Below are 22,431 nucleotides of genomic sequence, written 5' to 3' on the forward strand. Positions count from 1 at the left end.
GAAGGGAAGATTTGACTTGTTTGGAATCGGATCAAAAGATGTAGGAATAGACTTAGGTACTGCTAATACGTTAGTTTTTGTAAAAAATAAAGGGATTGTTCTTCGTGAACCTTCAGTTGTCGCGAAAAACACAAGTACAGGTGAAATCGTCGCTGTCGGAAACGATGCGCGCAATATGATCGGACGGACTCCTGGGTCCATCGTAGCGATCCGTCCAATGAGAGACGGCGTTATCGCTGACTATGATACAACCACCGCAATGATTCAATATTACTTGAAAGAAGCTATGAAAGTGGCAGGCGGGACTTGGAAAAAGTCGAACGTCATGATTTGTGTGCCTTATGGCATCACTTCAGTCGAACGCCGTGCGATTATCGATGCATCCCGCCAGGCAGGAGCTCGGGAAGCTTTCACAATCGAAGAGCCTTTTGCAGCTGCAATCGGAGCAAATCTTCCAGTATGGGAACCTACCGGCAGTATGGTCGTCGATATTGGTGGCGGTACTACTGAAGTTGCAGTCATTTCACTTGGCGGCATTGTAACGAGCGAATCGGTTCGGGTTGCCGGCGATTCAATGGACCAGGCAATTACGCAATACATCCGTAAAACGTATAACTTAACGATCGGTGAACGGACAGCGGAAGCGGTTAAAATGGAAATCGGTTCAGCTCGTGCAGCAACAGAAGCTGAGAAGAATTTGAAAATGGAGATCCGCGGACGCGATCTTTTGACAGGCCTTCCAAAAACAATTGAAATTTCAGCGGATGAAATTGCGGAAGCATTGAAAGAGTCAATTGCCGCAATCATCGACGGCGTGAAGAAAACGCTTGAAACGACACCGCCTGAATTATCAGCGGATGTCATGGAACGCGGAATCGTCTTGACCGGAGGCGGAGCGCTTCTAAAAAACCTGGACAAAGTTATTTCAGATGTTACAATGATGCCTGTTATCATTGCAGATGATCCATTGGATTGTGTCGCAATTGGAACTGGTAAAGCTTTAGATAATATGGATCAGATCCGACGCCAGCAATCGCATAAATAAGGAGGATTGCACTAATGCCACAGTTTTTTTCGAATAAGCGGCTTATCTTGCTGCTACTCGGCGTTATTCTGCTCGTCGCATTGATTTCTTTTTCTTTGCGCGATCGGGACAATGTGTCATTGCCGGAGCAGATCATCAAAGATGCCGTTGGTGCTGGGCAATCGGTCTTTTCAAGGCCCGCACATTTTGTCACAGGGGTTTTCGATAACGTGGATTCGCTTTTGAATACATATGAAGAAAACAAATACCTGAAATCACGTCTGGAAGAATTTGCAACGGTCCAGGCGGAAGTCACGGATCTTCGTTCTGAAAACGCGGAACTGAAAGAACTGGTCGGCAAAGAAGAGGATTTACGGGATTATAATCCAATCCAGGCAACCGTCATTGCACGGAACCCGGACCAATGGGAAGAGAAAATCGTCATCAATAAAGGCGAGACGAGCGGCGTGAAGCCGAATATGGCCGTCATGACAGCGCGCGGTTTGATCGGCAAGGTGACGCTGGTGACTAAATTGTCTTCAACGGTTGAATTGATTTCCACTCAAAACCCGAACTATCGCGTTTCAGCGATGGTGCTCGGGGGCGACAAAGCGGTATTCGGCTTGATTGAAGGCTATGACGCCGATCGCCGCGAATTGCTCTTGAAGCGGATTGATGCTGAAATCGAACTCAAAGAAGGGCAAAAAGTCGTGTCCAGCGGGCTTGGCGGGATTTTCCCGAAAGGCATCGTCATCGGGGAAATTACGGAAGTGGCCATTGATGAATTCGGTTTGACAAAACTCGCTTACGTCAAACCGGCGGCAGACTTCACGTTGCTGAACCATGTCGTGATAGCGGACCGGCTGACGCCGGAAGTGGACGGGGAAGATAATGGGGAGACAGGAGACGGTGAATCATGATCCGTTATCTGATTCCGCTTATCGGCCTGGTCCTGTTTTTCCTTGAACCTGTTTTCGGACTTTTTTCACCGCTGCAGATGAATGGCGATTTTTATTACATCGTCCCGCGCTTTTTGATCATGTTTCTGATATTCGTGTCCGTTTATTACGACACAAAACGGGCAATGTACTACGGATTATTTTTCGGACTCTTGTATGATGTCTTTTTCATTGATATTATTGGTTTATATTCTTTTTTGTATCCGGCCGTTTGTGTAATCGCCGGATACACCGTAAAATCAATCCACCGGAATCTATTCATCACGACTGTTTTGACTTTGGTCTTGACGGCGCTTTTCGAATTCGTCCTGTTTCAATTCTTTTCGTTGATCGGGCTTGCTTCGATGCCGATTAAAGCCTTTTTGGGAACCCGCTTGCTCCCGACGATGATCGCGAATTCGCTGTTTTTATTCATCTTGGGCTGGGCTTTCCGATCGGTGATCGTGGCCCGTTTTATCGAACGCCAGAACAGTCCGGGAATGTCCGGATATAACGGCCAGTAAGGCTTATTTTAATGAAAGCGCAGGTGACACATTTTTGAGGAATCTTGTCTATATCAAAGGGACGAAACAAGGGCTCGTTCTGCAGCTCGATGACCAGTGTTCTTACACCGATCTGCTGACGGAGCTGCAGGCAAAGGTGTCGGATCCTGCGCTTGATGGCAGTGCGGAAGTGCAGATTCATCTGGGGAACCGGTACTGCACGGAAGCGCAGACGAAAGAAATCATTGCGATCACGCAAAGCAATTCGCATCTGCGGGTGTCGAGCGTGAGAAGCGATGTCATTACCGTCGAAGAAAGCAACCGCCGGATCATGGAACGCCAATCCGAAACGTATGTCGGCATTGTGCGTTCGGGCCAGGTGGTCAAAGCGGAAGGCGATTTGGTCGTGGTCGGGGACGTCAATCCGAACGCGAAAGTGGTCGCCGGAGGCAATATATATGTGCTCGGCCGCTTAAAAGGGATCGCTCATGCCGGAGCAAATGGCAACCGTGAAGCGGTCATTGCAGCTTCATGGCTGGAAGCGACGCATCTGAAAATCGATGACGCGCTTGAAACGATGACCGATGAACTCACGGTGCTTTCCGAGCAGCCGGAAATGGAATGTGCTTATTTACATACGAATGGCCATATCATCATCGACCGCTTGCAGGAATTGCGCTTTATACGGCCGCAAATTTCAACGTTTAAAGGAGGAAGCTAATGTGGGAGAAGCAATAGTCATAACGTCAGGTAAGGGAGGCGTCGGTAAAACGACGACGACCGCCAATCTCGGCACTGCATTGGCTCTTCAAGGCAAAAAAGTATGCTTAATCGATACCGATATCGGTTTGCGGAATTTAGACGTAATATTAGGACTCGAAAACCGGATCATCTACGATTTGGTCGACGTTCTCGATGGCCGCTGCAAAGTCCACCAGGCGCTTGTCAAGGACAAGCGTTTTGATGACATGCTGTATTTATTGCCAGCTGCTCAAACAACGGATAAGAACGCGATCAATCCGGAGCAAATGAAAGAATTGGTGACGAAGCTGAAAGATGAATACGATTTCGTCATTATCGATTGCCCGGCCGGCATCGAACAAGGCTATAAAAATGCCGTGGCGGGCGCCGATAAAGCGATCGTCGTCACGACACCTGAAATTTCAGCTGTCCGCGATGCTGACCGCATCATCGGTTTGCTTGAGCTCGAAGAAAACATCGAGCCGCCGAAGTTGATCATCAACCGCATTCGCCAGCACTTGATGAAAGCGGGCGAAGCGCTCGATGTCAACGAAATCACGACGCACTTGTCGATCGATTTGCTTGGAATCGTTGCTGACGATGAAACGGTCATTTCAAGTTCAAACCGCGGCGAACCTGTCGTAATGGACCCGAACAACCGCGCAGCGATGGGCTACCGCAATATCGCCCGCCGCATTTTAGGTGAATCTGTACCGCTCATGACGATGGATCAGAAGAGCGGCGGCGTGTTCTCGAAAATTAAAGCGATTTTTTCTAAATAACGAAATATAACGATGCCCCCGCATCCGAATTGTTTCTGCTCACAAACGAGCAGGGATGATTTGGGTCCGGGGGTTTTTTATTTGGGAGGTGCTAAATGAACGAACGATTGTTGGCGCAAATGGTATTGGTGGAAAGAGTGTCAAAAAGCCATCCTGCCTGGAATTCGATAAGCAGCGAACTAAAAAGTTCGTTGGCTGGAGCAGGAGGAGAACAACGAACCCTATCCTTGTTGAAAAGAGAATTAATCCTTCCAGGAGAAACCATCATTTTGACGGATTTATCGATTCCTAATGGAAGTGGTTACGCCCAGCTGGATCTGCTTGTTGTAAATCAAAAATTGGTTTGCGTCCTTGAAGTGAAGAATATGAAAGGCGATTTCTATTTTGATTCGGAAAATCTTCAGTTTCATCGATTGGTGGATGGGCGGACGGAAGGAATGAAAAGCCCGGAGTCACAACTGCATCGTGCAGTCAAAGCGACAGAACGGTTTTTAGGCATTCCAGTCGCCGGAGTGATTGTGCTGGCAAGCCGTTCAGGGCGAGTAGTAGAGGGGCCGAAGAACTATCCGGCAGTGTCTCTCGACTATTTGCCGTTTTATTTGGAAAGTTTAGTCAGCGGGAAAAAGCTGTTTGATGAACAAAAGTTATCAGCGAAAGTGCGCGCTTTGCCTAAGAGGAGTTTCGATCAAAATTTGTTGGAGCGCTACGGGCTTCGTATCGATTCCTTGCGACTTGGTGTGACGTGTCCGCGATGCAGGAATTCGGCTTTGTGCAGAAAAAATCGAAAATGGCATTGCGGTGGCTGCGACGGTTTTTTCCATGATGCACATGAAGTAACGCTTCAGGAATATGCGGTTTTATTCGGAGCGGAATTGCCTACAAGTTTTGCTTACCGGTTGCTTGGTGTAGAAGACAAACATTTGCTTTACCGGTTATTGGAGAAGTCTGCCCTGCAGGGAAATGAACGCGGCAGACGGTGGATTGTGCCGAGGCGGGAATTGTTGGAGGCGTATTTTGGATCGATTTGGCGCTGAACGCACCTCGCTGCGATTGTTTCGCACCTCCCAGCGATTTCTCCGCACCTCAAACTGGAATTTCCGCACCCCAGAGCCCAAAGTTCGCACCTCAACACCGAAAGCCTGCTCGCTATTGAATAAAACCGTTGACGCGGCATGCGCATACGTGGTATTATTCTACTGTTATGTTTGTAGCGCACCTGTGCTACAACCGCTCGAATCAGGTTATTCGAAGAGCCAGCAGCAATGCCGGTCACCTGAATAGGCGAGTCTTAGTCTAAGAGGAGGTGCAAGGATATGTACGCAATTATTGAAACTGGTGGTAAACAAATCAAAGTTGAAGCGGGCCAAGAAATCTACGTTGAGAAATTGAACGGTGAAGCTGGTGACGTGATCACATTTGATAAAGTTCTATTTGTAGGTGGAGACGATTCTAAAGTGGGTGTTCCTTTTGTTGAAGGAGCTACTGTATCGGCAACTGTTGTTAAAAACGGCCGCGCTAAAAAGATTACTGTTTTCAAATACAAATCGAAAAAGAACTACCGTAAAAAACAAGGTCATCGTCAGCCATACACAAAATTGACTGTCGACGCGATCAACCTGTAAGACATGATTAACGTCAAAATTAAAGAAGCATCAGGCCGCATTTCTTCTTTCGAAATGTCGGGGCATGCGGACTTTGCGGAACACGGGCGGGATTTGGTATGTGCCGGAGCATCCGCTGTTTCTTTCGGAGCAGTGAACGCCATCATGGAACTTACCGGAATCGAACCTGGCATCACGCAATCTGAAAGCGGCTATTTAAAAGTCGATTTCCCGGATGGACTCGATGAGAAAACGGATGGACAGGTGCAATTGCTTGTTCGCAGCATGATTGTTTCATTAAAAACGATTGAACAAGACTATGAAGAATATATTAAAATAACCTTCACAGCTTAGGAGGTGGGACAGAATGTTAAGATTAGATCTTCAGTTTTTCGCATCTAAAAAAGGTGTAGGTTCTACGAGAAACGGACGTGACTCAGAATCTAAACGCCTTGGCGCTAAACGTGCAGACGGCCAAGAAGTAACTGGTGGTTCAATTTTATACCGTCAACGCGGTACTAAAATTTATCCAGGTGAAAACGTTGGACGCGGTGGAGACGATACGCTTTTTGCTAAAATCGACGGAGTCGTACGTTTTGAACGTTACGGACGCGATAAGAAAAAAGTGAGCGTGTACCCAGTAGCACAAGAAGCTTAATACAAAACGAAAGGGCTGCGCATGCAGCCCTTTTTATTTTGAAAAACTATGGCGGCGTTTTAAAATCTCTCTCATCTCTTCTTTTCCTGGAAAATCCAGCGGTAAAATTGGTATACTGAAAAAAGAAGACGAACGGGACGTGACTTATGAAAACACCAATGACAGTGGCACAATCGCTTCGGCATGCGCGCCATGATTTCTTAAATGAATTGCAATTGATCAAAATGAATTTGGATCTTGGGCGCTTGGATGAGGTCCAGGCGATTATTCGCACGCATGGCGAAGCGGCTGTGCAGATGAGCCGGCTCTCGGGTTTGAAAATGGAAAAGCTGGAAGAATGGCTGCTGCTTTCGCAATGGCGCTACCCGGAATTCCGTTTTCATCTCAGCTGCCAGGCGGTAAAGGCACCAGTCCATTTGGATGGACTGTATGCGGAAACGATCGAAGCGTTGATCGAGGCGGCTCTGGGAGATACGGACCCGTACGAGGAATACGAATGCTTCCTTACGTTTTTGAACGAAGATTCTTATTTTATTGCAGAGATTCGGTTGACTGGTGAATGGACAGAAATAGCGGTTCCGGAAACGGAGTTTGAGATAGTGAAAGCGTGCGGACCGGATGGCTTGAACATCGCCATACGCGCACAGATGGAGGGATAATATGTTTGTCGATCACGTAAAAGTTTATGTTAAAGGTGGAGACGGCGGAGATGGAATGGTCGCATTCCGCCGCGAAAAATATGTGCCGAACGGAGGGCCTGCTGGCGGCGACGGCGGTAAAGGCGCAGATGTCGTCTTTATGGTCGAAGAAGGCTTGCGCACGTTGATGGATTTCCGCTACAAACGGATTTTCAAAGCAGACCGTGGGACGCACGGCATGAGTGCGAATAAGCACGGCGCGAAAGCATCGGATTTAATCATCAAAGTTCCGCCGGGCACGGTTGTAAAAGACGCGGACACCGGTGAAACCATCGCCGACCTCGTAGAGCACGGGCAGACGGCTGTCATCGCTCGCGGCGGACGCGGCGGACGCGGGAATTCCCGCTTTGCCACGCCGCAGAACCCGGCTCCGGAATTATCGGAAAAAGGAGAACCGGGATTTGAGCGCAATGTGATCCTGGAACTGAAAGTATTGGCGGATGCCGGGTTAGTCGGATTCCCGAGCGTCGGGAAATCAACCCTATTGTCAGTCGTTTCGGCTGCGAAACCGAAAATCGCTGAATACCATTTTACGACGATCGTGCCGAACCTTGGAATGGTTGAAACGGATGACCACCGCAGTTTCGTCATGGCCGATTTGCCGGGACTGATTGAAGGCGCACATGAAGGCGTTGGCCTTGGGCATCAATTCCTTCGCCATATCGAGCGGACACGGGTTATCATTCACGTCATCGATATGTCGGGGATGGAAGGGCGCGATCCGTATGAGGATTACGTGACCATCAATGAAGAATTGAAGCAGTACAATATGCGTCTGACGGAACGCCCGCAAGTGATTGTAGCGAACAAGATGGATATGCCGGATTCGGAAGAGAACTTGAAGAAATTCCGCGAGAAATTGCCGGAAGATGCACAGATTTTCCCGATTTCTGCGCTTTCCCGCCAAGGCTTGTCGAATCTTTTATTCGCCGTGACGGATCTGCTCGAAGTCACGCCGGAATTCCCGATGATCGAAGAAGTGGATGAAGAGTCGGACAACGCAGTTCTTTACAAACATGAAGCACAAGGCGACGGCTTTGAAATTACGCGCGATCCGGATGGTTCGTTTGTGCTTTCAGGCTATGCGATCGAGCGCCTGTTCAAGATGACCGACTTCTCGCGTGAAGATTCAATCCGCCGTTTTGCCCGCCAGATGCGCGGCATGGGCATTGATGATGCACTTCGTGAGCGCGGCGCTGAAAACGGCGACACGGTCCGTTTGATGGAATTTGAATTTGAATTTATGGATTGATCAATCGATCAGCCCGGATCGAGCTCAGCTGGCCATTGGCGCCGGCTGGGTTCAGTTTCTCTTTAGATGGAGGGTAAATGGATGAAGGATATATCAGAACAACGGTATTACTTGGTGCGCGAAGACGTTTTGACGGAAGCGATGCAAAAGACGCTTGAAGTGAAAAGACTGTTGCAGCGCGAACACATGTCCATATTGGATGCAGTCAATCAAACCGGCCTTTCGCGTTCCGCGTTCTATAAATACCGGGATGCTGTATTCCCGTTCCACTCAATCGTCAAAGAGCGGATCCTGACGGTGTTCCTGCAGCTTGAGGACCGTTCCGGAACGCTTGCGACGCTCTTGCAGGCGGTTGCGGAAGCCCGGTGCAATATTTTGACCATCCATCAGACCATTCCGATCCAAGGGCGTGCAAACGTCACGCTGTCTTTGGATGTTACGGCGATGGATTTGGAGTTGGAAACGTTCCTGCAGCAGCTGAAAAAACTCGATTTTGTCGAGTCGGCTGATGTGGTTTCAAGTGGTTTATCTTAATAGAGGAGTGGTTGGATGGCTGAAACAAGTTTGAAAAACCGAATTTCTTTTTTAGGGCCGGAAGCGTCTTTTACGCATTTGGCAGCTTCACGTGTATTTCCGGGCAGCACCTTGGTTCCATTCACATCCATTCCTGAATGCATAGAAGCAGTGGCAGAAGGCAGCGTCGAGTACGCTGTCGTGCCGCTGGAAAATGCATTGGAAGGATCGGTTCCGCTGACGGTCGATTATTTATTCCATGAAGCGCAGCTGTACGTGGTAGCGGAAGTGCTTTCGCCGATCAGCCAGCATTTATTGGTCCATCCGGACAATGCAGGCGCGGAGTCACTGGAAGCGATCTATTCGCACCCACACGCACTGGCACAATGCCATAAATTTCTTTACTATACATATAAAAACACGCCGCTTGAGCAATACAGTTCGACGGCCGCTGCAGCGAAAATGGTCAGCGAGCTGCCGGAACGCAATATTGCGGCAATCGGCAACGAATTTTCCGCCGAGAAATACGGCTTGACGATTCTGCAGCGCGATATCCATGACTTCCATTTCAACCATACCCGGTTTTTTGTGTTGTCGAAAACGAATCACCGCTTGGAAGATCCGAGCCATGAAGGCCAAGTGAAAACGACGCTGATGATATCGCCGCCCAAAGATGACCGCTCCGGCGTGCTCCACCAAGTACTTTCCGTTTTTGCCTGGCGCCAGCTCAACTTGAGCAAAATCGAGTCGCGCCCGCTGAAAACCGGCCTCGGCAATTATTTCTTCATCGCCGATGTTTTGGAAGACGAACAGGCGCCGATGATGCGAGGGGCATTCGAGGAGCTTACGGCGCTTGGCTGCGAAGTGAAGAGCCTGGGTTCGTATTTTACGTATAAGAGTGAATGACAAGATCCCGCGGCGACGGCGCTGCGGGATTTTTTCTGCCGAAAAGCGGATTCTGCAAATAAAGGAGGGGATTGCGCAAATAATATTGTTTATTCCGCAAGCAATGCTCCTAATCGCGCAAATAAACCCGTGTATCCCGCAAACAACGGAGCAGATTCTGCAAATAAACGAAAAAATCCTGAAACCGGCGATCGGTTCCAGGATTTCGAGAAAGCTTTTATTCATTTTCCTCCAGCAAAAAGCCATTCTCGCGCATGGCAGCAATTGCTTGTTCAAGCATCGCGACATTTGGTGCGGTGATCGTGTGGAGATGCGTGCCGCCGGTCAGTTCCAGCAAATAACTCGCACCTGTTTCACGCACTCGCTGCATGAACGCGTCGACTTCTTCGCTGTTTGAGACGTGGATGCCGGCGGTGAGTTCGCCGTAGACCGGATGTTCAACGGATACGTCTTTCACCGTTACGCCGGTCGCGACGAGAACTTTGAGTTCGCGTTCCGTATCTTCCGCCTGGTGATGGCAGGCGATGGTGCGGCTGATTTCTTGATTGGCCTGGCTATTCATATAAAGATAGCCTTGGCTGGTCGCAATGATCGGTTCATTTTTCGCTTTCAACAGCGTCATGTCTCCGACGATGACTTGGCGGGAGACGTTTGCAAAAGCGGCAAGCTCGCCGCCGGTCAACGGCTCTTCAGCCGTTTTTAATTTTTCCAGCAGGATTTGGCGCCGCTGTTCGCCGTAAAGTTTTTTCATAGGAATCCTCCAGCATTTTTGAATGATTTCTTCTATTTTACCACGGACGTTTTCAGAACGGGTTTGTTTCGTAAAAGGGGAACAGATATGCTATAATCAATAGGTTAAATTGAAGGGGCGAAAAGAATGTACGATTACATAAAAGGGACGGTTACGCGCGTAACGCCCGAATATTTAGTAGTGGAACAGCAAGGCATCGGCTGGCAGATTTTTGCGCCGAATCCGTATTCGTTCGGATCGGAAGAACTGCAGGTTTTCCTGCACCATCATGTCCGTGAAGATGCGCAATTATTATTCGGCTTTCCGACTTTGGAACAGCGGGAATTATTCCGTAAACTGATTTCCGTGTCCGGCATCGGGCCTAAAGGAGCGCTCGCGATTCTCGCAAGCGGGCAGCCGCAGCACGTCATCGAAGCGATCGAACGTGAAGATGAATCCTATTTGGTGAAATTCCCGGGCGTCGGCAAAAAGACGGCCCGTCAGATGATTCTGGACTTGAAAGGAAAGCTCGCGGAATTTTTCGGAGAGCCGCTTGAATCGGACGACTTCCAAGGCTTGCTTTCGAATGACGATATCGAACTTGAAGAAGCGATGCTCGCACTTGGTGCGCTCGGCTATTCGGAACGCGAAATTGCGAAAGTGAAGCCGAAGCTGAAAGACCTGGATCTCGATACAGAAGGCTACATGAAAAAAGCATTGCAATTGTTATTGAAACAAAACTGATGAAAAGGAGGCGAACGGCATGGAAGATCGCGTAATTGGCGGCGAAATTTCCGAATTTGATGAACGCTTTGAACAGTCCTTGCGGCCGCAGTATTTATCGCAGTATATCGGCCAGCAAAAAGTAAAGCATAGCCTGGAGATTTTTATCGAAGCGGCAAAGATGCGCGAAGAAAGTCTGGACCATGTATTGTTATACGGGCCTCCCGGACTCGGTAAAACCACGCTTGCTGCAGTCATCGCCAACGAAATGGCGGTCAATGTCAAAATGACGAGCGGCCCGGCGATTGAACGCCCCGGGGATTTAGCGGCCATAGTGTCGTCTTTAGAACCCGGCGACGTCCTGTTTATTGACGAAATCCACCGCCTGAACCGTTCGATTGAAGAAGTGCTGTATCCGGCGATGGAGGATTTTTGCCTCGATATCGTAGTAGGGAAAGGGCCGACTGCCCGGTCCGTGCGGCTTGATTTGCCGCCATTTACGCTGATCGGTGCGACGACGCGGGCGGGTGCTTTATCTGCACCGCTTCGCGACCGTTTCGGAGTGCATGCACGCCTTGATTATTACGACACGGAATCCCTTACGGATATTGTGATCCGGAGTTCGCAATTGTTTGAAGCGGAAATCGATCCGAATGCAGCGGTCGAAATTGCCCGCCGCTCGCGAGGAACACCGCGTATTGCGAACCGCCTGTTGAAACGCGTCCGCGATTTTGCACAAGTGCGCGGCAACGGAACGATTACAGAAGAAATGGCGTCGCAAGCGCTTGAGATGCTGCAAGTCGATCCGCTTGGCCTCGACCATATCGACCATAAATTGATGATGGGCATGATCACGCGCTTCCGTGGCGGCCCGGTTGGACTGGATACGATTGCGGCAAGCATCGGGGAAGAATCGACGACGATTGAAGACGTCTATGAACCTTACCTGCTGCAAATCGGCTTTATCCAACGGACCCCGAGAGGCCGCGTGGTCACTCATACAGCATATGAGCATTTCAATATGGAAATGCCTGAATGACTCCAAATGAAGGAAGTTTTTAGAGATGAATGTTAATGATTTTGATTTCCACTTGCCAGAAGAATTGATTGCCCAAACGCCTTTGCTTGACCGGACCTCGAGCCGGCTGCTCGTGATGGACAAAGAAACAGGCGCGATCACGCACCGCCATTTCCGCGACATCACGGAACATTTGGAAGCGGGCGATACGTTAGTATTAAATGACACGCGCGTTCTGCCTGCCCGTTTAATGGGTGTGAAAGAAGAGACGGGCGCCCATATCGAATTATTGCTGCTGAAGCAGATTGAAGACGATGTGTGGGAAACACTCGTAAAGCCTGCGAAGAAAGTAAAAATCGGCACGGTGATTTCGTTCGGAGACGGGCTGTTGAAAGCAGAATGCACCGGCATCCTCGACCACGGCGGACGCCATTTCAAAATGATCTATGACGGCATTTTCTATGAGATTTTGGAGCAATTGGGCGAAATGCCTTTGCCGCCATATATCCGTGAAAAGCTTGAAGACCAGGAACGCTACCAGACCGTCTTCGCGAAAGAACGGGGAAGCGCTGCTGCTCCGACAGCCGGCCTTCATTTTACCGACGAACTTCTTGATGGAATCCGGACTAAAGGTGTGAACATTGCCTTTATCACGCTGCATGTCGGCTTGGGCACGTTCCGGCCGGTATCGGTCGATTCCATTGAAGACCATACGATGCACGCAGAATTTTACCGCATCAATCAGGAAACGGCTGATTTGATCAACGATACGAAAAAACGCGGCAACCGGGTGATTTCAGTCGGCACCACTTCTACACGGACACTGGAAACCGTCGCCAGCAAATTCGGCGGCGAATTGAAAGAAGACAGCGGCTGGACCGATATCTTTATTTTCCCGGGCTTTGAGTTTAAAGCGATCGACGGCTTGATCACGAATTTCCATTTGCCGAAATCGACTTTGGTCATGCTCGTCAGCGCCTTATCGAACCGCGACAACATTTTAAATGCTTACAATGAAGCAGTCAATGAGCGCTACCGCTTTTTCTCTTTCGGAGATGCGATGTTCATTGAACCACAGAAAAAGGAGACTCATCAATGACGCAAGCAGTATGGTATGAACATATTAAAACATGCAAACAGACCGGCGCCCGTTTAGGGATTGTCCACACGCCGCACGGTTCATTTGAAACGCCGGCCTTTATGCCGGTAGGGACGCAAGCGACGGTTAAAACGATGTCGCCGGAAGAATTGAAAGCGATGAACGCCGGAATCATCTTGAGCAATACGTATCACCTTTGGCTGCGCCCAGGCAACGACGTCATCCGCGAGGCAGGCGGCCTGCATAAATTCATGAACTGGGATCGTCCGATTTTGACGGATTCCGGCGGTTTCCAGGTCTTCTCATTAAGTGAATTCCGCAACATCAAAGAAGAAGGCGTTCATTTCCGCAACCATATGAACGGCGATAAACTGTTCTTGAGCCCGGAAAAAGCGATGGAAATCCAAAACGACCTCGGATCTGATATCATGATGGCGTTTGACGAATGCCCGCCGTATCCGGCATCTCATGACTATATGAAGTCGAGTGTGGAGCGGACGTCCCGCTGGGCAGAGCGCTGCTTGGAAGCGCATGCCCGCAAAAACGACCAAGGCTTGTTCGGAATCGTCCAAGGCGGCGAATACGAAGACTTGCGCAAACAAAGCGCCCGCGACTTGGTATCGCTTGATTTCCCAGGATACGCAATCGGCGGATTGTCTGTAGGGGAACCGAAAGACGTGATGAACCGCGCGCTTGAGTTCACGACGCCGCTCTTGCCGGAAAACAAGCCGCGTTATTTGATGGGTGTCGGCTCGCCGGATTCGTTGATTGACGGCGCAATCCGCGGCGTGGATATGTTCGACTGCGTCTTGCCGACCCGCATTGCACGGAACGGCACATTGATGACGAGCACCGGCCGGTTGAATGTGAAAAATGCTGCGTTCAAACGCGATTTCGGTCCGATCGACGAGAAATGCGATTGCTACACATGCACAAATTACACGCGCGCATACGTTCATCATTTAATCCGGACAGATGAAACGTTTGGAATCCGACTTACTAGTTATCATAATCTTCATTTTCTGTTAAACTTAATGGAACAGGTGCGCCAAGCGATTCGTGAGGACCGCCTGGGAGATTTCCGCGAAGAATTTTTTGAAGCTTACGGTTTCAATAAGCCAAACGCTAAGAATTTCTAAACACAGATAGAAAGTGAAAGGGGGAAATTGAAAAATGGATACTTTAATAGCCTTATCACCATTACTATTGATGTTCTTGTTAATGTGGTTTTTCATCATCCGTCCTGCTCAAAAACGCCAGAAAGCAACAGCGAACATGCAGTCGGAATTGCGCCGTGGAGACCGTATTGTCACGATCGGCGGCCTGCATGGCCTAGTCGATGCGGTTGACGATTCAACTGTCTACATCACTGTAGCTGATGGAACACGCATGCAATTCGAACGCCAAGCGATCGCTCGCGTGGTAGAGTCTGCAAAATCGACGATCTGATAAAAATTTCGCCTTCGACTCGAAGGCGATTTTTTTTGACTAAAAGAAACTGTTGAGATTCCAAATACAAGAAAAAGATAGTTCTAAACTTTCTTTCATTCGTATACAATGGAAAAGAACGGCTGAAGGGAGAATTAATATGTTAAAATTTACCGAACAATACGAAATGGTTTTGCCTGCGCTCGAAAGCAAATGTTCGGAATTTCATTATTTCCAGTACGATACTTTCACGCCAGAAGAATTGTGGCAATATTGTGTTAAGAAAAAGTGGCGAAAAAAAGACGTCGAAACGATGCATCTCTATGAAATGGTCAACGACATCATGGAAATGACAGCATCGGAATTCGTTGCCTATCACCAGGTAGAAGGGTTGAAAGGCGGAAATTGGTTCACGGAAAGCGGACAGGACGATCTGGAACAGCTGCTCCGGCCGTCAAACAAAAAGCCAACTTCTATTTGACACCATTCAGCACCTGTTTCATAATGATAGTGCTGTGTTTTTCACACTGAGGAGGAAAGTTACATATGAAAGCAAGAGGTCGTATCATAGCCTTTTTCTTACTGGTCATTGTACTGATAGGAATGATTGGCACCACGAGTTTACCCATTGCAAAAGACATTAAATTAGGGTTGGACCTTCAAGGCGGATTTGAGGTTCTCTATGAAGTCGAAGCGCTTGAAGATGGACAAGAGATTACCCAAAGCGTTTTGGCAGACACAACGGATGCATTGCTTAGCCGGATTAACGTCCTCGGCGTCAGCGAGCCGGTCATCCAAATTGAAGGCGATAACCGCATCCGGGTCCAGCTTGCGGGAGTAGAAGACCAGGCGACGGCCCGGGAGCTTTTATCCACTGAAGCGAACTTGACTTTCCGCAATGCAGAAGATGAAGTCATGCTTGCCGGAAATGATTTGAAGCAAGGCGGAGCAGCCGCTAACTTCGATGAAAATGGCCAGCCGGTCGTTACATTGGAATTGAACGATCCAGGAAAATTCGCTGAAATCACCAGCGAAATTTCCCAATTGCCGCCGCCAAGCAACGTTTTAGTCATCTGGCTGGATTTTGAAGAAGGTGTAGATTCCTATGCCGCTGAAGTGGCGAAGCCTGATCCGAAATTCGTATCAGCTCCGCGCGTTTCCCAGCGCATCAACTCGCCTTCTGTAGAAATTTCCGGAGCGTTTACAGTTGAAGAAACACAAAACTTAGCCGGTATTTTGAATGCAGGAGCCCTTCCTGTCAGCTTGACTGAAATTTATTCGACTTCAGTCGGAGCTCAATTCGGTGCAGAAGCATTGGATCAGACCGTTTTTGCAGCAGCAGTCGGCATAGCGCTTGTATTGCTGTTCATGCTGGTTTATTACCGTCTGCCAGGTCTTATCGCAGTCATCACCTTATCGGTTTACGTCTACCTGATTCTTTTGGTATTCGAATTGATTGGCGGGGTCTTGACGCTTCCGGGGATCGCAGCAATTATGCTCGGAGTCGGGATGGCAGTCGATGCCAATATCATCACTTATGAGCGGATCCGTGAAGAAATGCGTATTGGCCAATCGGTCAAAGATTCCTTCAAGGCTGGGGCGGCAAGTTCGTTCTCGGCAATTTTGGATGCAAACGTTACAACTTTGATCGCCGCGATCGTTCTCTTCATTTTCGGAACGAGCTCCGTTAAAGGATTCGCGACGCTCTTGATCATCTCGATTTTGGTCAGCTTCCTGACCGCTGTTTGGGGCTCTCGTTTGCTTCTTGGCTTATGGGTTCACAGCGGGGTGCTGGACGGCAAATACGGATTATTCGGTCTGCGTAAATCGCTAGTCCATAAACCGGAAGAAAACCTGGAAATCCTGGACTTGTCCACTCGTTTTGACCGTTTTGATTTTGCACGAAACCGCAATAAATTCTTTATTGCATCGATTGCTTTGATCGTGGCAGGGATGGTCGTCATCGGCGTATTCCGCCTGAATCTGGGAATCGATTTCTCAAGCGGTACGCGTGTAGAAATCACAGCGGATTCAGCGCTGACGAAAGAGCAAGTTGAAAGCTTCTTGGATGAAGCTGGATATGAAACAGAAGGTGTGGTTATTTCCGGCGACAATGACAATATTGGGGTTGCCCGGTATACAGATGATTTTAGCCAAGAACAGATCAATGATCTGAAAGCCGCAGCGATGGAAGAATATGGCGTTGAGCCGAACGTTTCCACCGTGTCGCCGACAGTCGGAATCGAACTGGCTAAAAATGCTGTGAAGGCATTGGCTTATGCCGCAATCGGTATCATTATCTACGTGGCATTCCGATTTGAATGGCGCATGGGTGTCGCATCCATCGTCGCTTTGCTGCACGATGCGTTCTTTATCATTGCTGTGTTCAGCTTGCTTCGACTGGAAGTAGACATTACTTTCATCGCGGCAGTCCTGACCATCGTCGGTTATTCGATCAACGATACGATCGTCACATTCGACCGTATCCGCGAGAATATGAAACGCATGAAGAAAATCGAATCGTTCCATCAATTGGAAGACATCGTCAACAAATCGCTTCGCCAGACGCTTGGACGTTCGGTCAACACAGTATTGACGGTTATCTTCGTCGTTATAGCGCTGCTCGTTTTCGGAGCGCCATCGATTACCAACTTCTCGATCGCGCTATTGATCGGGTTAATTGCCGGTACGTATTCTTCAATTTTCATCGCAGCTCAATTATGGCTAGTGTTGAAAAAACGTGAATTGAATAAAAAAGGTCCAATCGACATCGAGAAATTGGAAGAGAAAAGCAAATGGGGTTCTGACGAGCCTGTCGTATAAGTTTATAAACGAAATGGAACAGGGTATAGATAATATGACCTTGTTCCATTTTTTTATTTATCCGAAAGGGGCAAACCCATATGAAATATCAATGGCTCGTTTTGCTGGGACTCTTATTTGCTGTTATTATCGCCATTTTTGCGACTGTAAACGTAGACCCGGTGCCCGTCAATTATGTATTTGGGGAAGCGGAATGGCCGCTGATCCTCGTCATTTTAGCTTCCGCGCTCCTTGGTTTCCTGCTGAGCGGAGTGGTCGGTATCATCCGGACATTCACGCTGCAGCGAAAAGTGAAGTCGCTGCAAAAAGAAATAGCAGTGAAAGAATCGTTGATCGCGACGCAGCAAAATGAAATCGCGGAATACCAGAAAGCCGGCGTTGAGCCGGAAGCAATGGTGATCACCGATGAAAAAGCACAGCTTTAAACGAAAACCTTTCGGCGGAACAGCCGAAAGGTTTTTGTCTGGAGAAAATTTCTGTATAATGGACGGGTAAGGAAGTGAATGAGAATGATTGAATCGAAAAAAAGATGGCGCTTGACCGCGCCTGATGAACAGATAGTAGAAGAAATTCAAAAAGAATTATCGATTTCGTCCGTCTTGGCGAAAATCTTAGTGACGCGCGGCCTGACGAGCGCGGAAATGGCCAAAAGATTTATGGACTTGGACCCAAGCGGCATACATAATCCTTATTTGATGAAAGATATGGATATCGCTGTCGAGCGGATACGCCAAGCCATCGAATCACAGGAGAAAATCATGGTATACGGCGATTACGATGCCGATGGAGTGACCAGCACGACAGTCATGATGACGGTTTTAGAAGATTTAGGAGCGGACGCAATATTCAAGATTCCTAATCGCTTCAAGCATGGCTATGGGCCGAATAAAGAATTGTTCCAGCAAGCATTTGATGAAGGCGTCAAATTGATCGTCACAGTCGACAATGGCATTTCAGGCATCGAAGAAGTAGCGTTCGCCAATGAGTTAGGCATGGAAGTCATCATCAGCGACCACCACGACATCGGAGACACGATGCCGAATGCACTCGCTATCGTCCATCCGCGCCATCCGGCAGGGCATTACCCTTTTGGCGAGCTGGCAGGAGTCGGGGTGGCTTTTAAAATTGCCCAGGCTTTATATGAAGATGTGCCAGATCATTTGTTTGAGCTTGTTGCAATCGGCACCATCGCGGACTTAGTGCCGCTGCACGACGAGAACCGGCTATTCGTAAAAGAAGGATTATCGGCGCTTCAAAATTCGCCGCGTCCTGCGATCGAAGCGTTGGCGGAAGTTTCCGGCGTCAAACAGCGTGAAATTACGGAAGAGACGATTGGCTTTATGTTCGGCCCCCGCATCAACGCCATTGGACGCTTGCAGGATGCCGACCCGGCAGTAAAACTCTTTATGACGGATGACCCGGGCGAAGCGCGGAACTTGGCAGGCGGCCTGGATGTGCTGAATAAAGAACGCCAGGCGATCGTAAAGAAAATTACTGATGAAGCTGTAGCCCAAGTGGATCAGCATTATCCGGATGAGCCGCCGCATGTCATCGTTGTGGCCCAGGAAGGATGGAACCCGGGAGTGGTCGGGATTGTTGCATCCAAACTGACGGAAAAATATTATCGTCCGTCGATTGTCTTGTCGCTGAGTCCGGAAACCGGAAAAGCAAAAGGTTCGGCCCGCAGCATCGAAGGCTTCCATTTATATAACGAGCTTGCTGCTAACCGGGACATTTTGCCGCATTTTGGAGGACACCCGATGGCAGCGGGAATGACGCTTCAAATGGCGCATGTGGATGAACTGCGGGAAAGGTTGAACCTTCAAGCAAAAAACAGTTTGACAGAGGAAGATTTGATTCCGGTGGTGGAAATTGACATTCCGGTTCGTCTGGATGAAATCGATATAGAGACGATCGAATCGATGCGCACACTTGCGCCTTTCGGTATGGGCTTTGCGAAGCCGAAGTTTTTCTTGGAAGGCGTAAAGGTGTCGTCGATCCGGAAAATCGGCGCAGCCCAGAATCACCTGAAGATGGAGCTCGCGCAAGATTCCGGAACGCTGGATGCGGTCGGCTTTGGCATCGGCTCGATTGGCGACGAATTGACGCCGGATGTGAAAATCGATGTGATTGGCGACTTGCAGATCAATGAGTGGAACGGCCGCAAGAAACCGCAATTGATGGTGGAAGATGTACGGACTGACCAGTGGCAGTTATTTGATATCCGTGGAATCCGCCAGGTATCGCGCTGGTCAAAGCTGATTCCTGACAAAGGGCAAGTTTTTCTTGCTTTCAAGCCGGAGACCGCAGCAGTTTTCCGGAAGCTCATCGATGAGCCGATCTACAGTCCGGAAACGTTGAACGAACTGGAGGGGTCGAAACGCCATTTGGTGCTGCTTGACATGCCAGAGACGGAAGAGCAGTTAGCCACAATATTGTCGATTTTTAAACCGCAGCGGATCTATGCCCATTTCTATGCGAAGGAATCGCAGTATTTTGAGCAGATCCCTACGCGCGAGCAATTCAAATGGCTGTTTGCGTTTCTTAAAAAGCGCGGATCATTCGATTTCAGAAAGCACGGCGATGAATTGGCGAAGCATAAAGGCTGGAGCCGGGAATCAATATTTTTCATGCTGCAGGTGTTTTTTGAACTCGGTTTTGTTACACTTAACAATGGACTTACAGAGCTTGCTGAATCTCCAGGGAAACGTGATTTGTCGGAGGCGCCGATCTACAAGAAGCGGGAGCAGCAGATTGCGTTGGAGCAGAAGCTATTGTATGCATCTTATAAAGACTTAAAAGAGTGGTTTGATGCGAAAGTATCAGCCAAGGAGGAAGAACAGATATGGATTTAAAGCAGTACGTAACAATTGTTGAAGATTGGCCGAAACCGGGCATCAGCTTCAAAGACATCACAACGATCATGGATAATGGCGAAGCGTATAAATACGCGACAGACCAAATGGTGGAATACGCTAAAAAGGTCGATGCGGACATCATCGTCGGCCCTGAAGCCCGCGGATTCATCATCGGCTGCCCAGTAGCTTATGCGCTTGGCATCGGCTTTGCACCAGTCCGCAAAGAAGGAAAATTGCCGCGTGAAGTGATTCGCGCTGAATATGGCCTTGAGTACGGCAAAGATATTTTGACGATGCACAAAGATGCCATCAAACCTGGCCAAAAAGTATTGATCACGGATGATCTTTTGGCGACTGGCGGTACGATCGGCGCTACGATCAACTTGGTTGAACAGCTTGGCGGCGTTGTTGTCGGCTGTGCATTCTTGATTGAATTGACGTATTTGGATGGACGCAAAAACCTAGACGGCTACGACGTTATGACGTTGCTTCAATATTAACTGATTTCTCTCTGCCTTTTGGCAGGGGGATTTTTTTATACATGCCGGGGTATGGAAAGGAGAGGTGATGGAAATGGAACTAAGCAAATACCACGATCCAGGAAAAAATAAAGAATTGATTGCGGCGATTTTGAACGATCCAAAGCCGTTGGCAGAAACGACAAGAGAAACGCTTGAACTTTTTCATTCCGTTAAACATTCAAAGCCGCTTCCCGTCCACAGTAATTACCGTAAATCGTGGATGGAACGTTTGTGGGCGTTGACCGGCAAAAAACATTCAACGGTGGATCCATATCATTATTCAATTGCAGTCGCTGGAGGCGAAGCCGTACCCGAATGGAAAAGCGGGCTCGACCGGGAATATGCGAATCTGGAACGTTCGTTTCAGCGAATCGTAAATGTGGAATCTTTCGGGGCAGTCGGGGACGGAGTGACCGACTCAACGGAAGCCTTCCGAAATGCGATTGGAAGCGGGCAGGTGGACGTCTTTGTCCCTTCCGGCATTTTCATTGTGCGAAAAATCGAGTTGCCGTCCTGGACTAGGCTGCGCGGAGCGGGCAAAGGGGCAACGGTGATCCGTCTCCACGATGAAGCGCCGAAAAAGCAGCGGCTCGTCACAAATCGAAACTACGTAAAAGGCAATCATCATATTTCCGTTGAAAACTTAAGCCTCGATTGGAATGTGGAGCGCCTCGGAGATGTTAAAAACACGAGCGCCGGCCTCAACCATTCCAGCTGCCTGACCTATGCGCATTTGACTTATGGCTGGGTGAAAAATGTCGCGGCGTATAATCCTGGCCTGCACTGCTTTGACATTTCGTCTCCGACCTATAATTATGGCGGCGACGGGGTCCGGGCAAGAGGCGGAAGCCGTTACATCTGGCTCGACCGGGCAAGCGGCTTTGGATTTGGCGACGATGGCATCACCACCCATCACAGCGATTATATTTTCATTTCCAATTCGCATTTCTGCGACCCGAGCGGCCGTTCCCATCAAAAAGGCTTTTCCAATTCGAACGGCATCGAAATTGATGACGGCTCACGGTTTGTCTGGCTGTCGAACAACTCGACAGCACGCTGTTTCGGCGGTTTGGAAATTAAAGCCCACGCCACTTCGTCAGCTGCGACCGGTGTTTTTATTTCCGGCCATTTATCTGTCCATGACAACCGGTCGTTCAATTTCCGCCATATCGGCCACCATAAAGCGGAAGATCCGGATTCACTCAGCGCTTATAATATCGCAGCGCAATATCTTGTATCCGTCGCGCCGGTGTTTGCGGACATGTACGCCGGATCTTCTCCGCGGGCATTGGTCGTTTCGGGATTCCGCAACGTTGCCATCAACCGCTTCCGCTTTATCGGAGATCCGCACTATGACTATGCTAATCAACCGGCAGCCGCCATCCAATACAAAGCGGCGAACGTTTCCTTAACGAATGGAACATTTTCCGGATTCCGCACAGCGTCAGCAGACATTTCAATTGCCGGCGGGAAGCAGCCCGCGCTCCATGTGAAAGCGGCAAATATCCAGTGCCTTTCTTCCGCCAAAAAATCCGTCTATGTCGGAAAAGGAAATTCGACAGCCATAGTTGAACAAATTAAGGCAGATTTGTGAAACAATTAAAGGATAATTGCC

General features: G+C 48.9%; 25 protein-coding genes and 1 other annotated feature. Of the genes, 24 read left to right on the plus strand and 1 reads right to left on the minus strand.

Annotated elements, in window-relative coordinates:
• Positions 1–16: 16 nt before the first annotated feature.
• The 13 genes from MTR82_RS08955 to pheA all read left to right on the plus strand — a co-directional run bounded on the left by MTR82_RS08955 (position 17) and on the right by pheA (position 9,616).
• Positions 17–1,045 carry a rod shape-determining protein gene (locus MTR82_RS08955; RefSeq protein WP_052651868.1) on the plus strand — a complete coding sequence of 343 codons (1,029 nt, stop codon included), beginning with the start codon at positions 17–19 and terminating at the stop codon, positions 1,043–1,045.
• Positions 1,046–1,059: 14 nt separating this feature from the next.
• Positions 1,060–1,944, plus strand: a complete 885-nt coding sequence (mreC, locus tag MTR82_RS08960; protein ID WP_246808768.1) for a rod shape-determining protein MreC — start codon at positions 1,060–1,062, stop codon at positions 1,942–1,944.
• A complete protein-coding gene (gene mreD, locus MTR82_RS08965; protein WP_052651866.1) occupies positions 1,941–2,486 on the plus strand; it encodes a rod shape-determining protein MreD in 546 nt (181 codons plus the stop codon). Before mreC ends, mreD begins: the two co-directional genes overlap by 4 nt.
• Positions 2,487–2,520: 34 nt before the next feature.
• Complete coding sequence (minC, locus tag MTR82_RS08970) at positions 2,521–3,186, plus strand: septum site-determining protein MinC (RefSeq protein WP_052651865.1); 666 nt, start codon at positions 2,521–2,523, stop codon at positions 3,184–3,186.
• 1 nt (position 3,187) lies between these two features.
• Positions 3,188–3,988, plus strand: a complete 801-nt coding sequence (gene minD / locus MTR82_RS08975; protein WP_052651864.1) for a septum site-determining protein MinD — start codon at positions 3,188–3,190, stop codon at positions 3,986–3,988.
• 95 nt (positions 3,989–4,083) lie between these two features.
• Entirely contained in the window at positions 4,084–5,022 is a 939-nt protein-coding gene (locus MTR82_RS08980; RefSeq protein ID WP_246808769.1) for an NERD domain-containing protein, read from the plus strand.
• A 181-nt stretch (positions 5,023–5,203) separates the two neighbouring features.
• Positions 5,204–5,287 (plus strand) — a sequence feature (ribosomal protein L21 leader region).
• A 14-nt stretch (positions 5,288–5,301) separates the two neighbouring features.
• Positions 5,302–5,610 carry a 50S ribosomal protein L21 gene (gene rplU / locus MTR82_RS08985; RefSeq protein ID WP_052651862.1) on the plus strand — a complete coding sequence of 103 codons (309 nt, stop codon included), beginning with the start codon at positions 5,302–5,304 and terminating at the stop codon, positions 5,608–5,610.
• 3 nt (positions 5,611–5,613) lie between these two features.
• Positions 5,614–5,943 (plus strand): ribosomal-processing cysteine protease Prp, encoded by a 330-nt coding sequence (locus MTR82_RS08990; RefSeq protein ID WP_246808770.1) that lies wholly within the window; start codon positions 5,614–5,616, stop codon positions 5,941–5,943.
• Between the two features lie 13 nt (positions 5,944–5,956).
• A complete protein-coding gene (rpmA, locus tag MTR82_RS08995) occupies positions 5,957–6,247 on the plus strand; it encodes a 50S ribosomal protein L27 (RefSeq protein ID WP_008431505.1) in 291 nt (96 codons plus the stop codon).
• Positions 6,248–6,393: 146 nt separating this feature from the next.
• Complete coding sequence (locus tag MTR82_RS09000; protein WP_246808771.1) at positions 6,394–6,906, plus strand: Spo0B domain-containing protein; 513 nt, start codon at positions 6,394–6,396, stop codon at positions 6,904–6,906.
• 1 nt (position 6,907) lies between these two features.
• On the plus strand, positions 6,908–8,197 hold the full coding sequence (gene obgE / locus MTR82_RS09005; RefSeq protein ID WP_052651859.1) for a GTPase ObgE: 1,290 nt from the start codon (positions 6,908–6,910) through the stop codon (positions 8,195–8,197).
• Positions 8,198–8,278: 81 nt separating this feature from the next.
• Positions 8,279–8,731: an ACT domain-containing protein gene (locus MTR82_RS09010; protein ID WP_052651858.1), complete on the plus strand. Its 453-nt coding sequence runs from the start codon at positions 8,279–8,281 to the stop codon at positions 8,729–8,731.
• Positions 8,732–8,746: 15 nt separating this feature from the next.
• Complete coding sequence (pheA, locus tag MTR82_RS09015) at positions 8,747–9,616, plus strand: prephenate dehydratase (protein WP_246808772.1); 870 nt, start codon at positions 8,747–8,749, stop codon at positions 9,614–9,616.
• A 217-nt stretch (positions 9,617–9,833) separates the two neighbouring features.
• Here the strand turns inward: pheA and MTR82_RS09020 are convergent, their stop codons facing one another.
• Positions 9,834–10,367 (minus strand): transcription repressor NadR, encoded by a 534-nt coding sequence (locus tag MTR82_RS09020; protein ID WP_246808773.1) that lies wholly within the window; start codon positions 10,365–10,367, stop codon positions 9,834–9,836.
• A 126-nt stretch (positions 10,368–10,493) separates the two neighbouring features.
• Between MTR82_RS09020 and ruvA the strand changes: the two genes are divergently transcribed.
• From ruvA to MTR82_RS09075, 11 genes are all read left to right on the plus strand, one after another.
• On the plus strand, positions 10,494–11,090 hold the full coding sequence (gene ruvA, locus MTR82_RS09025) for a Holliday junction branch migration protein RuvA (protein WP_052651855.1): 597 nt from the start codon (positions 10,494–10,496) through the stop codon (positions 11,088–11,090).
• 19 nt (positions 11,091–11,109) lie between these two features.
• Complete coding sequence (gene ruvB, locus MTR82_RS09030) at positions 11,110–12,108, plus strand: Holliday junction branch migration DNA helicase RuvB (protein ID WP_052651854.1); 999 nt, start codon at positions 11,110–11,112, stop codon at positions 12,106–12,108.
• A 25-nt stretch (positions 12,109–12,133) separates the two neighbouring features.
• Positions 12,134–13,186: a tRNA preQ1(34) S-adenosylmethionine ribosyltransferase-isomerase QueA gene (gene queA, locus MTR82_RS09035; RefSeq protein ID WP_246808774.1), complete on the plus strand. Its 1,053-nt coding sequence runs from the start codon at positions 12,134–12,136 to the stop codon at positions 13,184–13,186.
• Positions 13,183–14,325: a tRNA guanosine(34) transglycosylase Tgt gene (gene tgt, locus MTR82_RS09040; protein ID WP_052651852.1), complete on the plus strand. Its 1,143-nt coding sequence runs from the start codon at positions 13,183–13,185 to the stop codon at positions 14,323–14,325. Before queA ends, tgt begins: the two co-directional genes overlap by 4 nt.
• A 34-nt stretch (positions 14,326–14,359) precedes the next feature.
• Positions 14,360–14,635, plus strand: a complete 276-nt coding sequence (gene yajC, locus MTR82_RS09045; RefSeq protein ID WP_052651851.1) for a preprotein translocase subunit YajC — start codon at positions 14,360–14,362, stop codon at positions 14,633–14,635.
• A gap of 139 nt (positions 14,636–14,774) precedes the next feature.
• Complete coding sequence (locus MTR82_RS09050) at positions 14,775–15,095, plus strand: post-transcriptional regulator (RefSeq protein ID WP_052651850.1); 321 nt, start codon at positions 14,775–14,777, stop codon at positions 15,093–15,095.
• Positions 15,096–15,160: 65 nt separating this feature from the next.
• A complete protein-coding gene (gene secDF, locus MTR82_RS09055; protein ID WP_246808775.1) occupies positions 15,161–17,437 on the plus strand; it encodes a protein translocase subunit SecDF in 2,277 nt (758 codons plus the stop codon).
• A gap of 80 nt (positions 17,438–17,517) precedes the next feature.
• Complete coding sequence (locus MTR82_RS09060; protein ID WP_246808776.1) at positions 17,518–17,862, plus strand: LapA family protein; 345 nt, start codon at positions 17,518–17,520, stop codon at positions 17,860–17,862.
• Between the two features lie 84 nt (positions 17,863–17,946).
• On the plus strand, positions 17,947–20,292 hold the full coding sequence (gene recJ / locus MTR82_RS09065) for a single-stranded-DNA-specific exonuclease RecJ (RefSeq protein WP_246808777.1): 2,346 nt from the start codon (positions 17,947–17,949) through the stop codon (positions 20,290–20,292).
• The gene (locus MTR82_RS09070) at positions 20,283–20,795 is read left to right on the plus strand and encodes an adenine phosphoribosyltransferase (RefSeq protein ID WP_246808778.1); all 513 of its coding nucleotides are present in this window, start codon (positions 20,283–20,285) and stop codon (positions 20,793–20,795) included. The genes recJ and MTR82_RS09070 overlap by 10 nt, the downstream gene beginning before the upstream one ends.
• A 73-nt stretch (positions 20,796–20,868) precedes the next feature.
• Positions 20,869–22,410, plus strand: a complete 1,542-nt coding sequence (locus MTR82_RS09075; protein ID WP_246808779.1) for a glycosyl hydrolase family 28-related protein — start codon at positions 20,869–20,871, stop codon at positions 22,408–22,410.
• Positions 22,411–22,431: the final 21 nt, after the last annotated feature.

Source organism: Planococcus ruber (genome assembly GCF_022819085.1).
Taxonomy (GTDB): Bacteria; Bacillota; Bacilli; order Bacillales_A; family Planococcaceae; genus Planococcus; species Planococcus ruber.